The organism is Labrys miyagiensis (genome assembly GCF_030160835.1).
Classification (GTDB): Bacteria; Pseudomonadota; Alphaproteobacteria; order Rhizobiales; family Labraceae; genus Labrys; species Labrys miyagiensis.
Map to the genome: position 1 here is coordinate 223,742 of NZ_BSPC01000028.1, position 14,918 is coordinate 238,659.

Annotated in this window: 17 protein-coding genes; 6 read left to right on the forward strand and 11 right to left on the reverse strand. The window is 60.4% G+C overall.

All coding sequences use genetic code 11. The annotated features are described in order from the left end of the window. The first annotated feature begins 36 nt into the window (after window positions 1–36). Window positions 37–582: a GNAT family N-acetyltransferase gene (locus QQL24_RS17225; protein ID WP_284313518.1), complete on the forward strand. Its 546-nt coding sequence runs from the start codon at window positions 37–39 to the stop codon at window positions 580–582. A 145-nt stretch (window positions 583–727) separates the two neighbouring features. Here the strand turns inward: QQL24_RS17225 and QQL24_RS17230 are convergent, their stop codons facing one another. The 5 genes from QQL24_RS17230 to QQL24_RS17250 form a co-directional block, all read right to left on the reverse strand. Further along, the gene (locus QQL24_RS17230) at window positions 728–1,474 is read right to left on the reverse strand and encodes a ThuA domain-containing protein (protein ID WP_284313519.1); all 747 of its coding nucleotides are present in this window, start codon (window positions 1,472–1,474) and stop codon (window positions 728–730) included. Window positions 1,475–1,487: 13 nt separating this feature from the next. Next, on the reverse strand, window positions 1,488–2,576 hold the full coding sequence (locus QQL24_RS17235) for an ABC transporter ATP-binding protein (protein ID WP_284313520.1): 1,089 nt from the start codon (window positions 2,574–2,576) through the stop codon (window positions 1,488–1,490). A 29-nt stretch (window positions 2,577–2,605) separates the two neighbouring features. After that, complete coding sequence (locus tag QQL24_RS17240; protein ID WP_284313521.1) at window positions 2,606–3,517, reverse strand: carbohydrate ABC transporter permease; 912 nt, start codon at window positions 3,515–3,517, stop codon at window positions 2,606–2,608. A 1-nt stretch (window position 3,518) separates the two neighbouring features. Beyond that, window positions 3,519–4,409: a carbohydrate ABC transporter permease gene (locus QQL24_RS17245; protein WP_284313522.1), complete on the reverse strand. Its 891-nt coding sequence runs from the start codon at window positions 4,407–4,409 to the stop codon at window positions 3,519–3,521. A gap of 82 nt (window positions 4,410–4,491) precedes the next feature. Continuing rightward, window positions 4,492–5,784, reverse strand: a complete 1,293-nt coding sequence (locus QQL24_RS17250; RefSeq protein WP_284313606.1) for an ABC transporter substrate-binding protein — start codon at window positions 5,782–5,784, stop codon at window positions 4,492–4,494. A gap of 194 nt (window positions 5,785–5,978) precedes the next feature. Here QQL24_RS17250 and QQL24_RS17255 point away from each other — a divergent pair, with 194 nt between their 5' ends. From QQL24_RS17255 to QQL24_RS17265, 3 genes are all read left to right on the forward strand, one after another. After that, complete coding sequence (locus QQL24_RS17255; protein ID WP_284313523.1) at window positions 5,979–6,995, forward strand: Gfo/Idh/MocA family protein; 1,017 nt, start codon at window positions 5,979–5,981, stop codon at window positions 6,993–6,995. 18 nt (window positions 6,996–7,013) lie between these two features. After that, window positions 7,014–8,000 (forward strand): LacI family DNA-binding transcriptional regulator, encoded by a 987-nt coding sequence (locus tag QQL24_RS17260; protein WP_284313524.1) that lies wholly within the window; start codon window positions 7,014–7,016, stop codon window positions 7,998–8,000. Between the two features lie 156 nt (window positions 8,001–8,156). Further along, the gene (locus tag QQL24_RS17265) at window positions 8,157–8,336 is read left to right on the forward strand and encodes a hypothetical protein (protein WP_284313525.1); all 180 of its coding nucleotides are present in this window, start codon (window positions 8,157–8,159) and stop codon (window positions 8,334–8,336) included. Window positions 8,337–8,368: 32 nt separating this feature from the next. Here the strand turns inward: QQL24_RS17265 and QQL24_RS17270 are convergent, their stop codons facing one another. Further along, a complete protein-coding gene (locus QQL24_RS17270; RefSeq protein WP_284313526.1) occupies window positions 8,369–8,743 on the reverse strand; it encodes a hypothetical protein in 375 nt (124 codons plus the stop codon). Between the two features lie 254 nt (window positions 8,744–8,997). Between QQL24_RS17270 and purU the strand changes: the two genes are divergently transcribed. Next, window positions 8,998–9,882 (forward strand): formyltetrahydrofolate deformylase, encoded by an 885-nt coding sequence (purU, locus tag QQL24_RS17275; protein ID WP_284313527.1) that lies wholly within the window; start codon window positions 8,998–9,000, stop codon window positions 9,880–9,882. A 281-nt stretch (window positions 9,883–10,163) separates the two neighbouring features. Then, the gene (locus tag QQL24_RS17280) at window positions 10,164–10,538 is read left to right on the forward strand and encodes a hypothetical protein (protein WP_284313528.1); all 375 of its coding nucleotides are present in this window, start codon (window positions 10,164–10,166) and stop codon (window positions 10,536–10,538) included. Window positions 10,539–10,657: 119 nt separating this feature from the next. On the opposite strand, the gene QQL24_RS36440 is transcribed toward QQL24_RS17280, so the two are convergent. The 5 genes from QQL24_RS36440 to QQL24_RS17300 form a co-directional block, all read right to left on the reverse strand. Further along, the gene (locus QQL24_RS36440; RefSeq protein WP_348536463.1) at window positions 10,658–10,801 is read right to left on the reverse strand and encodes a helix-turn-helix domain-containing protein; all 144 of its coding nucleotides are present in this window, start codon (window positions 10,799–10,801) and stop codon (window positions 10,658–10,660) included. Further along, on the reverse strand, window positions 10,801–11,082 hold the full coding sequence (locus tag QQL24_RS36445; RefSeq protein WP_348536464.1) for an AraC family transcriptional regulator: 282 nt from the start codon (window positions 11,080–11,082) through the stop codon (window positions 10,801–10,803). The genes QQL24_RS36440 and QQL24_RS36445 overlap by 1 nt, the downstream gene beginning before the upstream one ends. After that, entirely contained in the window at window positions 11,079–11,468 is a 390-nt protein-coding gene (locus QQL24_RS17290) for a hypothetical protein (protein ID WP_284313529.1), read from the reverse strand. Before QQL24_RS17290 ends, QQL24_RS36445 begins: the two co-directional genes overlap by 4 nt. Window positions 11,469–11,903: 435 nt before the next feature. Then, window positions 11,904–13,286, reverse strand: coding sequence for an aspartate aminotransferase family protein (locus QQL24_RS17295; RefSeq protein WP_284313530.1), 1,383 nt, complete (start codon window positions 13,284–13,286; stop codon window positions 11,904–11,906). A 12-nt stretch (window positions 13,287–13,298) separates the two neighbouring features. Beyond that, on the reverse strand, window positions 13,299–14,792 hold the full coding sequence (locus QQL24_RS17300; RefSeq protein WP_284313531.1) for an NAD-dependent succinate-semialdehyde dehydrogenase: 1,494 nt from the start codon (window positions 14,790–14,792) through the stop codon (window positions 13,299–13,301). Window positions 14,793–14,918: the final 126 nt, after the last annotated feature.

The window sequence follows — 14,918 nt, forward strand, 5'->3', positions numbered from 1 at the left end:
GCGGCGGGAGGCAATTTGTGGAGAGGAATCGTAAGTTTGAGCGAATTCGTTTTTCGGGAAGTAGGCCGTGGAAATTGGCCCGATTTTGCCAACCTCTTCGAAAGCCGAGGCGGGCCAAAGAGCTGTTGGTGCATGGTCTGGCGGTCGCCTGAAGGCAAACAACGCGATGGCGTAAGCCGCCGGGCGGCTATGAAATCAAGGGTCGATGCCGGTGTGCCGGTCGGCATTCTCGGCTATCGTGAGGGCGCCGCTGTCGCCTGGTGTTCAATCGCACCTCGGGATACCTATCGCCACCTCGGAGGCCTCGATGAATCCGAGGCCCCGGAAAAAATTTGGGCGCTGGTATGCTTCTTCATCAAGAGGGAGTATCGCGGCCGCGGTTTCTCGAAAACGCTGCTTCTGGCAGCCATTGATCATGCCGCGCGCAATGGCGCGACCACCGTGGAAGCTTACCCTGTCGATCCGGAATCCCCAAGCTACCGTTTCATGGGTTTTGTCGAAACCTTTCGCGAAGCTGGCTTCCAAGAGGTAGGGCTAGCCGGTCGACGGCGTCACGTCATGCGCTTTCCCATCCGCTGTTGACCGCCCTCCCGCCGCATCGCGTTGACGCGTCGAGTCCAACGTCGTTTTGAGGAACGAAGGTACGGATCTCACACTTGCTTGAGATCCGCGCTTGGGCAGCCATGAGCGCTTGGGCAGCCATGAGCGCTTGGGCGGTGGGGTGCCCTTATGAGCGAGCTACCGATTTTTCGTGCAGCGGCTCCTTGCGGTGCCAATTCTCCAGGATCCGGCCATCCCGGTGCTTCTGATGAGCCCAATGGATGCCGTTCTTGATGACCTGGAGAACATGGTCGTTGTGGTAGACTGGATAGGTCTCATGGCCGGGACTGAAGTAGAAGATACGGCCACGCCCGCGCTGGAAGGTGCAGCCACTTCGGAAGACTTCGCCGCCGGAATACCAGGAGATGAAGATCAGCTCGTCTGGTTGGGGAATATCGAAAGGTTCCCCGTACATTTCCGATGCCTCAACCTCGAAGTAAGGCGGAAGGCCCTCGACGATCGGGTGAGAGGGATTGACGACCCAGACACGCTCGAGATCGCCTTCAGGCAACTCTCGCCAGGAGAGGTTTGCGTTCGTTCCCATCAGGCGGCGAAACAGTTTCGAATGATGACCGGAATGCAGGATCAGCAAGCCCATGCCTTTGAGCACACGCTGCTGGATACGCTCGATCAGTCCGTCGCTAACCTCATCATGCGCAATATGCCCCCACCACAGGAGAACGTCGGTCTCGTTAAGCAAGGAGTCCGGCAGGCCTTCGTGCGGATCATCCAAGGTCACACGAGTGATCTCGAACTCCGGATTGGCAATGCCCCTTTCAATCGCACCGTCCATACGATCCGGATAAAGCTTCCGGACCACTTCATCGCGCTTTTCGTGGCGTCCTTCGTTCCAAATCGTAACTTTGATGGTCATTGATTTTGCTCACTTATTGAACGGCAGAAGGCAGGTGGATCAGGCCACCGGCGGTGTTGAAAAGGTGACAGGCGTCAGCGTCGATGCTCAACGAGACCTGATCTCCCGGGCGCAAGGTGGTGTCGCCCTCGGTGCGCACGATGAGAGGAGCATCGAGATGGCCGACGGTCAGATAGGTTTCGACGCCAAGTCGCTCGACGATCGCAACCTCGGCCATGAAGTCGCTTTGCCCCTGTGGAACAAGCTTGAGATGTTCGGGACGAACGCCAAGGCGGAGCTCGCCTTGAGGAACGACCCGGTTGGGATCGGGCAGCAGGACTCGAAGACCTGTCGGACTTTGAACCTGAACTTTGGATTCGGGTGTCGCTGTCGCTATCGCCGGAACAATGTTCATCTTCGGCGATCCGATGAATGACGCGACAAACTCATTCTGGGGATGGTGATAAAGCGTCATGGGAGCTCCCTGCTGCGCCACCACGCCCTGATTGAGCACAACTATACGATCAGCCATCGTCATCGCCTCGACCTGATCATGGGTGACATAGACCACGGTCGCCTTCAGCTCCCGATGCAGACGCTGGAGTTCCGCACGCATCTGCACGCGCAACGCTGAGTCCAGGTTCGAGAGGGGCTCGTCGAACAGGATCAGCGAGGGCTTCTTGATGATCGCTCGTCCAATCGCGACGCGTTGGCGTTGTCCGCCGGAAAGCGCAGCCGGTCGACGATCCAGGTAGTTGGTGAGTTGCAGGATCTCCGCGACCTCACCAACCTGCTTGCGGATTTCAGCTTCGGGAATCTTCTTCAGGCTGAGAGAAAAGCCAATATTCTCGGCGACCGTCATATGGGGATAGAGCGCGTAGGACTGGAAGACCATCGCAATCCCCCGCTTGTCGGGAGGGACCTCATTCATCCTTTTGCCATCAAGTATGAGGTCGCCCTCATCGATGCCCTCCAACCCCGCAATCATACGGAGCAGCGTCGATTTTCCGCAGCCAGACGGGCCAACGAAGACAGCGAATTCACCCTCCTCGACGGTGATATCGACACCCTTGATGACCTCGAGAGAACCATAGAATTTTCGAACATTCTTCAGCGTGATCATAGCTTTAGCTTTCGCCCTGAGACAGGGAACTATCCTTTGACGCCACCCGCGAAGGTCTGGACGAGAAATCGACGTGCGAAGCCGAACGCGATGACGGCGGGCAAGAGGTAGACGAAGGCCAGGGCCGCCAGGAATCCGTAGTCAACGGTGTTGACACGCAAATAGGCGCGGAAAAGGCCGAGGGGCAGCGGCTGAAGCTCCGGCGAAGACAAGAACGTCAAAGGCAGCAGGAAGTCGCCCCAGGCGAAGATGAAGGAGAAGAGTCCGGATGCCGCGAGACCTGGAAGCGCGAGCGGGATGAGGACACGCCGGATGCGCTGCGTCATCGTCGCGCCGTCCATGACCGCCGCCTCTTCATAATCCCGTGGCAGACCGTCGAAGAAGGTCTTCATGATCCAGAGCGACAACGGCAGTTGCATGGTTGCCAGGACCAAGATCAGGCCGAGATAGCCGTCAATGAAGCCCGTCCATTGCATGATCGCGCGGGTACTGCCCCCGAAGATGGGGCGAAGCAGCATGGCCTCCCCGTTATTCAACGTCAGGAGGATCTTGTAGAGGGGCACGACCAAGGCCGTCGGCGGCAGGACGCGGATCAGCAAGATCGTATAAAGGAACGGAAGCTTCCACCAAGCCTTCGTTCTCGAAAGAGCATAGCCGCCGAGGCCTGCAAGAACCATTACGACGATCGTTGTGCACCCCACGATAAAGAGGGAGTTGAACAGCCACTTCGCACCATCTTCCTGAACAAAGATCTTTGTATAGTTGCCTAAGGTCCACTGTTCAGGCCAATGCAAGAACAGCTGTGCATCACCATCGACAGATGCGAGAAAGACCCAGATAAAGGGGATGACGCAGAAGATGGATATGATTGAGAGCGTCGAATAGGCAAGGAGATCGCCCTTGGCCTTATTCGCACTTTCGTTGGGAGAGCTTGCAGCCATCTCAGACCTCGACCTTCATTGCTCTGACATAGAAAACGCCGAGCATGAGAGTGATGAGCAGCACGATAACCGCCACGGCCGCGCCATAGCCAAGCTGGAAGGCTGTGAAGGACTGCTTGTAGATGTAGATGCTGACGAGTTCTGTCGCGCCCCCGGGCCCGCCTCGTGTGAGGGCATAGACGAGCCCAAAGACTGCGATGGTCGAGACTGCCGAGATCAGCATGTAGAGCAAGATCGTCGGCATCATCAGCGGCAGCGTGATCCGCCGGAAAATCTGCGAGGGGGTCGCGCCATCCATTCTGGCTGCTTCATAGATCTCTTGTGGAATGGTGCTCAGGCCCGCCATGAGAAGGATCATCGCGGTCGCGATGCCGCGCCAGGTGTTGACGACGATAATCATCGCCAGCGGGAAGGTATTGAGCCAGTCCGCGGGGGTAATTCCGAAGAACGCGACGATGCGACTCAATGTTGATTGCTCACCTCCGGCGAGCATCGAGATCCACATGAAGCCGGCGACCACTTCCGGCGCTGCATTCGGAAGAAGAATGATCGAGGCAAATACACGCCGAAACTGGATCGACCGACCCAGCGCCAAAGCAGAAGCCAGCCCAAGCAGGAACTGTCCAATGACCGCAGAGCCGAGGACGAAGAAGAACGTCACCAGCAGCGAGTTCCAAAACTTGGTATCGTTGATCAGCCGAATATAGTTCCGAAACCCGACGTTTTGCGGCCGAAGCGCGCCGACACCCGTCAGCGCTTCATTTGTGAAGCTCAGATAGACGGAATATAGAGCCGGATAGATAGTAAAAGCGAAGAGAAGCAGCATTGACGGCAGCAGGATAAACAGCAACTGCCTCTTCATGCGCGCTTCATGATCATGGCGCCTGGACATGGCAAGGCCGTCCTCATCGAAGTGTTAAAAGAACAGCAGCGACGCTGCCCTTTCAACACGAGTTTAAGAACATTTAGAGGACTTACTTGACCATCTCGTCGCCAAGAGTCTCCTTCACGTAGTCAACGAGGATCTTTTGCGCTCCCGCCGCATCGGTCTCCTTGCGCAGCAGAGCTTCCGTTGCACGCGCAATGCCTTCAGAAACCGCGGAGAAGCCAGGTGCCGTCTTCAAGAAAGTGCCCGTGTCGACGGCGTTGAAAACGGGAACCAGGGCAGTGAGCTTCTGGAAATCTGGATCGCTGCCAGCGTCCTTGCGAGCGGGGATGTTGCCCAGTTGCTGGGCCAAGGCGACTTCAGCCTTCACGGATCCGAGTTCGATCAGGATCTTCTTCGCCAGATCCGGGTCCGCCGACTGGGCATTGACCCCCCATGGGCTTTCAAGATCGACGATGACATGCTCGCCTCCGTCCTTGCCCGGCACTGTCCATGTGCCGACGTTCTTGGTCACGTCGGGGACGCCATGCTTGCTTTCCGGACCCCAGTCGTAGACGTAGCACCATGAGCCGCAGGTCGTGGCGACGAGCTTGCCCGCGGGAAACATCTGGTATTTCGGGGTGACCCATGGCTCCGGCCCGAGGAGCGGTTGAACCGGCATGAGATCGTTGTTGATGAGATCGGCATAGAAGCCGAGCGAGTCCTTCACACCCTGGCTGCTCAGATTGAGCGTATCGTCATCATTGGCAATCTGCGGCGTCGATGAGCCTGCGAGAAGCATTTGGAAGCCTTCGCCAAAGGCGCCACCGCCCCAGGCCACGCCGGCGGGGAATAGAAGCCCGTAGGCACCGGTCTTGGCCTTGATTTCCCTGGCACGGTCGAGGAGTTCCGCCCAGTTCTTGGGCTGCGCCGTTGAAATGCCAGCCTTCTCCATGACGTCGCGACGATAATAGAGCTGCTGGACGCTCAGCATCGGCGGCAGGACGTAGATCTGGCCGTCCTTGCGATTGATAAGCTGCTTGGCGACGTCAAAAAGCTGGTTGTAGCCATCCCAGGCTTTGACCTGGTCGGCTACCGGGGCCAGATAGCCTGCCGCCACCATATCGGCGACATCCTGGCCGCGCGGCGCGGTGAAGAGATCGGGGGCATTGCCGGCGCGCAGCTCGGTCAAGAGCTTGGTCAGGTAGTCCTTCTCAGGCGCTGGGTATTCGACGATTTCGATCGTTACCCCGTACTTCTTCTCAATGTCGGGCACCACGGCCTTCAGAGCATCGATTCTCGCTTGGCGATGTTCAGCGATGCGTATCGTTTCCGCATCCGCCGCGTTCACGGAGACGGCCAGGCCAACTGCTGCGATTCCGGCCAAAAGAAGCCTTTTCAGCATCCATTCCTCCTTTTGCAAATTATTGATCCGCCTTGCTGGCAGCGACCAAAATGTACACGTAAAACCATGGATTGCAATCACACCGTATTAAATTTTACGGTCACATCTCTATCGCTCTGAATACACTTGAATTTTTTCTCAAACAGATGATAAATGCTACTGCGCAAACGTATCCACAAATAGGGGGAGTCATGTCCGAGATTGTGCGACTTGGCGTCATCGGCACTGGCTTGAAAGCCGCTGACTACGCCAAGAGTTGGGCACGCATGCCCGAGGTCGAGTTCGTCGCGTCGGCAGATGTGAGTGCGGCATCTCGCAAGCGCCTCGGCGATATCTGCCTCGAAGCCGGCAAGCCCGCACCACGTGAATTCGACGACTACAAGGTGATGTTGGCCGAGTGCGGCAATCAGCTCGACGCGGTGTACGTCTCCACGCCTCACGCGTTTCACGGCGAACAGGCCATTGCCGTCGCCGAGGCTGGGCTCGATCTTTTTCTTGAAAAGCCGATGGTGACGACGGCTGCGGAGGCCAACGCCCTTATCGAGGCCCGTAATCGTGCCAAGAGCGTGATCGTCGTTGCCTACAATGGCGTCTTGTCGCCCCTCGTGCGCGATACCCATGAACGCGCCATGGCTGGCGAGTTTGGTGATCTCGTGAGCGTGTCGGCTACAATCTGGGAAAGCTGGTCATCCAACTATGTAGGTCACTGGAAGCAGAGGCCCGAACTCTCCGGCGGCGGCTTCATGTTCGATACGGGAGCGCACATGATGAACACGGTGTGCTTTCTTGTAAATTCGGACTTTGATCGCGTGTCCGCCTATATGAACAATCGCGGCAAGGACGTCGACATCGTTACCGCTGTGGCCGGGCGGCTTACGAATGGAGCTCTTGTCACCTTCAACGCAGCCGGTGAAGGGCCGCCTGGATGCGCCTCCCACATGACCCTGTTCTACTCGAAGGCAATCGTCAGGATCGACGCCTGGGGCGCCTGGCGGGAGATTTCCGTCGGCGGGAAACCGGGAGTTCGTGAGGAGGCCACGAGTGCGCACCAGGAAAACCCTCTGAAGTCTTTCCTTGGCGTGAAATTTGGCCGGGAGCAAAATATGTCGACGGTCGAAAACGGGCTTCGATTTGCGCGGTTGTGGGATGCTATAAAAGCGTCTGCGGCGAAGGATGGCGAGCCGATCCAGATCGCCGACATCGCGTAATATCGTACCGAGTCCGAGATGAATAAGCGCATTACGTCCAAGGAATTGGCCAAGCTCGCCGGGGTTTCGGCGGCTACGATCTCACGGGCTTTTTCCGAGGAGACGCGCATCAGCTCGGCTACGCGCAGACGAATCCTAGCGATCGCAGAGGAGCACAACTACCGCCCTAACGCGATCGCCCGGTCTCTGAACCGACAGCGTTCACATCTCGTGGCGCTGGTCGTCAACTCGATCAGCAATCCATGCGAAGCTGAGCAACTTCAATATCTGGTGCAGCAGCTCCAACAAAGAGAGCTGATGCCCATCATCTTGTGCTGCGACGGCTACGATGATCGCGCACAGCTTATGCGCATGGCGTCGGCCTATCAGGTCGACCACGTCGTCCTCTTTTCCGATGCCGTGCCCATGAAGGACGCGACGCAGATTTTTCGTTCCGCGCGGCCGATCGTTCTATCTTTTGAACCCGTGTCGAGCGAGAGCGTCTCCCACATCGAAGTAGACGGTTCCAAGGCGGCTGAAGAACTGATTTCAAAAGCAGTTGGCGCGGGCCGATCGCGCTTCGCCTACCTCGCTGGCCGTAAGACGAGTTGGATCGATAAGCGCCGCAAGCGCTGGTTTGCCGATGCGCTGGCTGCTCACGACCTGACTTTCGAAGCTGAATGGCACGGAGACTATTCGTACGAGTCGGGCTTCAAGGAAGCGGTGGTCATGCTGCGCCGGTCAAAGATCGATGCGGTCGTCTGCGGCAACGATGTCATGGCCATTGGAGTCCGCGATGCGGCAGTCCACGTACTTGGCAAACGGGTTCCTGAAGAGCTAGCGATCATCGGCCAGGATGGCATTGCTATGGCAGCCTGGGAAAGTCATGATCTGACGACACTTGCGCTGGATAATGTCGAATTCGTCGACGCCATCGTGCAGGCGATCGAAAAGGATGCTGCCGAGGATAGCGCACCGGCAGCTAAGACATTGATATGCAAAGTGCGATGGGGCTCGACTTGCTAGTCACGGCATAACCATCGAGAGTTTGCCTAAAGCGTTTTGCGATTTGACGGAATCGGCAAGAATCGCAAAGACGCGTCGAAACAAAGAGTTTGAGCAAAGCAGCGTCCACGCCTAAACGCGCTTTGCTCTAGGGCAGGAGACTGGAAGAGCGCACCCATGAATCATAGCGAGATCGGAGCCTTGTGCCTGCTGGGACTTTGCTGCGTCATGGGCGTCGCGGGTATTATCGAGGCTGTTGTCGCCGAGGACTCGTCGGATGCCATGTGGTTCTATTTCGTGACCTCGGCATCAGCCTGCAGCGCGGCCCTTGTCCTGTTTTCACGTGCGAGAAAATAGGCCCGCGTGAGGCAGGCTTGGCAACAAGAGACCTATTCCGATCGTTGCCAGGTCGGGAAATCATCCCGATCATAGATCGCCCGAATCGCCGCCAGATTCATCAATGAGGTGCCGCGATCCCGGATGATCTGGGCGGCGTGCTGTCTCCCGGAGTCGGCCCAGTCTACGATCACGGTTCGAACAGCTTGCCAAAGGGGCATTTCATGGGCTGTTCCGCCCCATTGCATTGAGCCCCATCGTTCCGGTCCGCCCCCGTCTTCTCCCGGCGCCACGAGCTTCACGGCCTCATCATAGTCAATGCCGTTCATGATAACCGCCAACGCCAAATAGATACCCGCGAGAACGTATTTATCGGCGTGACGTGAGCGTGACTTTGAAAAAACGGCCGATATCTCGATTTTGCTCACCCCTCGCCATCCCGGACCCCCCGATGGCAGTGCCAGCGGCTTTGTGTGCCCGTCATCATCCCTTGACGAAAATCGGCGAAAGCCCGTCGCAAGGGATCCGTGGCCTTGAAGGACCGCTGGTACGCTTCTTGCCAGAGGAACCCGCCCTCCGCACAGGACAGCCAGGCGCTGTAGGCCGTTGCCGGCGCCCCGGGCGGTCGTGCGTCTTTAGGTATCAGTGAACAGGCATTCTGCCTGAAAGTGGAGCATTGGACGTGAACAACTACATCCTGACGGTATCGTGCCAGTCGACCCGGGGCATCGTTGCGGCGCTTTCCGGCTATCTGGCCGAAAAGGGCTGCAATCTCGTGGACGCCTCGCAATTCGATGCCCTCGATTCTGGCAGGTTCTTCATGCGCATCTCGATCCAGTCCCAGCAAGGTCTGGGCCGCGAGGCACTGCTGGGAGGGCTGCAGCCGATCATCGAGCGCTTCGGACTGGAGGTGGCGCTCTATGACACGGCCAAGCGCATGAAGGTGATGCTGATGGTCTCGCGCTTCGGCCACTGCCTCAACGACCTGCTCTATCGCTGGCGGATCGGCGGCCTGCCGATCGACATTGTGGGTGTGGTCTCCAACCATCTCGACTACCAGAAGCTGGTGGTGAACCACGATATCCCCTTCCACTACATCAAGGTGACGAAGGAGAATAAGCCGCAGGCCGAGGCCCAGTTGATGGACCTGGCGAAGCAAAGCGGCGCCGAACTCATCGTGCTGGCGCGCTACATGCAGGTGCTGTCGGAGGATCTGTGCAAGGCGATGTCGGGGCGGATCATCAATATCCACCACTCCTTCCTGCCCTCCTTCAAGGGCGCCAATCCCTACAAGCAGGCTTACGAGCGTGGTGTGAAGCTGATCGGCGCCACCGCCCATTACGTTACCGACGACCTCGACGAAGGCCCGATCATCGAGCAGGACACCGTCCGCGTCACCCACGCCCAGAGCCCGGAGGACTACGTCTCCCTCGGCCGCGACGTCGAAGCGCAGGTCCTGGCGCGGGCAATCCACGCCCATATCCATCACCGCACCTTCATCGACGGCAATCGCACGGTGGTGTTCCCGGCGAGCCCCGGCAGCTACGCCTCCGAGCGCATGGGATAGAGCCGGGCCCGACTGCGGGGGACTTGGGCGCCCACTCTTCAAGTCCTCTCGCCTTTTTCGTGGCGCTCCTGCCCTTCAGAAGCGCGGGACGGTCGCAATCGATATGCCAACTTCGTGAAGGTGGCCGCCTAAGGGGAAAAACAACAGAAACACGCAATTGCGACAACGGGCACCTTGCGGCGTCGGAGGGGAGTCGGCGCCCGGAATTCTGCTGGAGAGGGCTCGCCCATGCTTGTCGGATTCGCCTGTCGCTGCTCCCGGCCGCCCCGGAGGCTGGACGCATGAGTGTGAAGCACGATCTGCTCGTCCTGGCTGATATCGTTGAACAGGGCGGTGGTTTCGACTGGGGCATCGAAAAGATGGTGGCCAGGCTCACGGGCGAGCGGGCCCGCTCGATCCCCTCCTTCACGATTTCGCTCGATGCGGTGGAGGCGCTGCACGAGCGGCTGCTGCCACACTGGCCGGCTATGAATCTCTCTTCGGTCGTGACAGGCTCGCGGCCTTCCACATACGAGGCCTTGCTTAGCCGTGGCCCTGGTCCGGATGCCGAAGTTCACGGCAAGGCCAGCACGGCGCCGCGCGCCCTGCTCGCGGCCGTGCTGCGCGCCTACTCGTCGGATCTCGGCGGCGAGGAAGCTCCATCCGATCCGGCCTGAACCGGCCGCGCTCCCAGAGCAAAGCGCGTTCAGGCGTGAACGCTTCTTTGCTCTAACTCTTTGGTTCGACGCGTCTTTGCGATTCTTGCCGATTCCGGCAAATCGCAAAACGCTTTAGGTCAGGCTGCCGCCAGCCTCAAGGCCGCCACGTCCCGCCGGGGTGGTGTGCCGAACATGCGGGCATATTCTCGGCTGAACTGCGAAGGGCTCTCATAGCCGACCTCGAAGGCGGCCGTCTCGACATTCGCGGCCTTCGTCACCATCAGCCGGCGGCCTCGGCCAGCCGCAACAGCTTCTGATATTGCAGCGGCGTCATCGCGGTCAGCGCCTTGAACTGGCGGTGAAAGGCCGAGGGGCTCAGTTGGGCGATGGCTGCCAGTTCCTCGATGCGCACCGCCTGCGCGAAATGCTCGCGCAACGCATGGATGGCATGGATCACCCGATAGGCATGGTTGCTCCCCAGCATCATGCGCGCCACGTCGGCGCCGTGGGGACCCGTGAGCAGCCCGTAGCGGATTTCCCGCGGAGCGGCACAGCCGCTCACGGCGTCTCCGGCACCTCGCAGGTGAAGATCACCTGCGTCGGCGAGACCTGCTCCAGCCCCGTAGCGAAAGCGCCGGTGCCGAGGCGGTTGTGGCAGATGTCGCCGGCATCCCTGCGTGTCGTTCCGCGCATCAGGGCACTATGATCGATATCGAAGGTCTTGGGATAGCCGTTCACGATAAGAAGCGATTTCGGTGCCTTGCCGGCGGCGGCCAAGGCGTTCACCGATTGCTGCAGGGCGGCGATCTGGGCGCTTTGCGCCTGGATCGTCTTCTGCAGGTCCTCCAGCGTCGGCCCGGATGGCTTCTGGGCATCCTGGGCCATCGCCACCGTGACGAAGGCCGGCCCCAGCAAGCCGAATACTATTCCCGACATGATCCTGCGCATCGCGTTTCCTCCCGCTCAGGGCTCGAAATTGCGCGAAGAACAGCGCTGGCACAAGGCGCGACGCGCGCGAACAGGGCCGGCAATTTCGTCCCGCCCACCAACCGCGCAGAAGGGCGCCCAGTTCCATCGCCACCGCTTTCCCAGCCACAGCCCCAAGCCTTGTTCCCGTGGAAACACGCGGTCAGCCAATTGCCCGCTAGCAATGTCGACGTCGGTGTACCTCACCCAACCGGGGGCATCGTTCTCGGGGGAACGATACTGTCCCAGCCCAGCTCTCAGGGGAGAGCTGGGGTTTTTTTGTTCCGGGGCTGTTGCACCGAGAGAGGTCCGCTTCATCGGCAATATCTAAGCAAGGCGGCAGCGAGATCCGAGGTCGCCGAGCTTTTCCTGGAAGCGCACGGTCTCCAAGAGCGGACTGGAAGTCCGCGCTTCCAGTTACCCCAGCACGCTCTTCACAGCCTTCGCAGCGGCGGCCACCACCACATCCGCCTCTTGCCGTGTAAGGCAGAGCGGCGGCGCGAAGCCCATGATATCGCCCTGGGGCATCGCGCGGGCGATCACGCCATTTTCGAGCAGAGCCGCCACAACGCGCGGGCCGACCTTCTCGCTCGCGTCGAAGAAGACGCGATCGTGCCGATCCTTCACGAACTCCACCGCCGCCAGCAGGCCCTCGCCACGCACCTCGCCGACATGGGCGTGGGCGCCGAGCGCATCGGTGAGGCCCTGCCTGAAATAGGCGCCGACCGTCCTGGCGTTCTCGACGAGGCCCATCTCGTCCACCAGTTCCAGATTGGCGACGCCTGCCGCGGCGCAGAGCGGATGCGAGGAATAGGTCCAGCCATGGCCGATCGCGCCGAACTCATCCGAGCCCTGCTCCAGGATGCGCCAGACCTTCTCGGAAACGATCACGCCCGAAAGCGGCGCATAGGCCGAGGTCAGCCCCTTGGCGATGGTGATGAGATCCGGCTTGATCCCGTAATGGTCCGAGCCGAACATGGTGCCAAGCCGCCCGAAACCGGTGATCACCTCATCGACGATAAGCAATATGTCGTATTTCGCCAGCACCGCCTGGATCTTGTCCCAATAGGTCTTCGGCGGCGGCACGATGCCGCCCGTGCCGAGCACCGGCTCGCCGATGAAGGCGGCGATGGTGTCGGGGCCCTCGACCTGGATCAGCTCTTCCAGCTTGTCGGCGCAGTGCTGCGCGAACTGCTCCTCGCTCTGCGAACGGTCAGGCCGCCGGTAGTAATAGGGTGCTTCGGTATGAACCACCTGGCTGAAAGGCAGGTCGAACAGGTTGTGGAAGGCCGAGAGTCCCGTAAGGCTGCCGCTCATCAGGCCGGAACCGTGATAACCGCGCCAGCGCGAGATGATCTTCTTCTTTTCCGGGCGCTTCAGCACGTTGTTGACGTACCAGACCAGCTTGATGTTGGTCTCGTTGGCATCCGAGCCGCCGAGGCCGAAGAAGACGCGGCTCATGCCCTGCGGGGCGCGATCGATGACCATCTTGGCAAGGCGGATCGAGGGCTCGGAGCCATGGCCGACATAGGCGTGGTAATAGGGCAGTTCCGCCGCCTGCGCCGCGATGGCGTCGGTGATCTTCGTGCGGCCATAGCCAACGTTCACGCAATAGAGGCCTGCGAACGCGTCGAGACTGCGCTTGCCGTTGCGGTCGGTGATATAGACGCCCTCCGCGCCCTTGATGATGCGGTTGGGCGTCTCCCCGCGCGCATGCTGGGCCATGTGGGTCGAGGGGTGGAAGAAATGATCGCGGTCCCAGGCGGTCAGCTCATTGTCGGAAACGGTGCGTTCGAGCATGGCGCTCTCCTTTCAGGCGAGATCGAGACAGGTATATTTGAGATCGGTGAAGGCTTCGAGCCCATGGCGGGCGCCCTCGCGACCCATGCCGGACTGTTTGATGCCGCCGAAGGGCACGGGCGCGCCGGTGAGCTTGACCCGGTTGACTGCCACCATGCCGTAGTGCAGGGCGCGGCTGAGCCGCAGAGCGCGAGCGCCGTTCTCGGTGACGACGTAGGCGACGAGGCCATATTCGGTGGCATTGGCGCGTTCGATCACTTCGGCCTCGCTGTCGAAGGGCGCGACGCAGGCGACGGGCGCGAACTGTTCCTCGCGCATGATGGCGGCTTCATCAGGCACGTCCGCGAGCAGCGTTGGCTTGACGAAGAGCGGACCCGGTGCCCTGCCCTCGCCCACGAGGCGACGGGCGCCCTGGGCAAGCGCCTCCCCGATACGCTTCTTGGTGCGATCGACAGCACGCTCATGCATCAGGGGGCCGATCTCGACACTCTCCTCCAGGCCGCCTCCGACCTTGAGAGCGGCTATCTTCTCCGCCAGGGCCTGACAGAAGGCCGTGTACAAAGGGCGCTGGATGTAGATGCGGTTGGCGGCGAGGCAATCCTGCCCGGAGGTGGCGAATTTTGCTGCCATCGCAATTTTGACTGAACGATCCAGATCTGCATCGGCGAAGACGATCAGCGGGGCATTGCCTCCAAGCTCCATGACCAGGCGCTTCACCGTCGGCGCGCACTGGGCCGCGATCAGGCGGCCGACCTCGGTGGAGCCGGTAAAGCTGACCACCCGCACCCGATCGTCCTGGCATAGGCGCGCGGAGATGATGCGGGCGTCGCCGGTGACGACATTGAAGACACCCGCTGGAAGTCCGGCCCGTTCGGCAAGTTCGGCGAGCGCCAGCGCCGAGAGCGGCGTGTAGGAAGAAGGGTGCAGCACCACCGTGCAGCCGGCGGCGAGCGCCGCGGCAGCCTTGCGTGTCACCATGGCCGAGGGAAAGTTCCAGGGTGTCAACAGCGCGGCGACGCCCAGCGGCTCGCGGGACACCTGCATATGGGCGCCCGGCAGATGGCTGGTGACGCTTTCGGCATTCGCGCGCTTGCCTTCCTCGGCATACCATTCGACGAAGGAAGCGGCGTAATCGATCTCGCCGCGGCTCTCGCCCAGCGGCTTTCCCTGTTCGAGCGTCATCAGCAGCGCGAGATCCTCCTTGGCGGCGAGCATGAGCTCATACCAGGCGCGCAGGCGGTCGGCGCGCTCCTGTGGGGCAAGGCTGGCCCAGGCTGGAAAGGCGCGCTGAGCCGCATCGATGGCGCGGCCTGTCTCTTCCGCGCCGAGGCTGGCGACATGAGTGAGCGTCTCCCCCGAGAACGGATCGTTGACGGCGAAGCTCGCCGCGCCCGACGCCTGCGTCCAGCGCCCGTCGACATAGGCGAGCTCGCGCAGGAGCCGTCCGTCGGCGAGGCGGCCGAGGCCGGGATGAGAGGAGCGTTTCAAGGCAGCCGCTGCGGTCATCGAGGCAACTCCGGTGGCGTGTGCGACGAGTCTAGCCGCGATGGACGCGAGGATGTCTCGGTTCGGGGTAGAGGCGGCCGATAGATTATCGGTAGTCGTGGGCCTTGGCCGAAAAGCTGTCGGTCA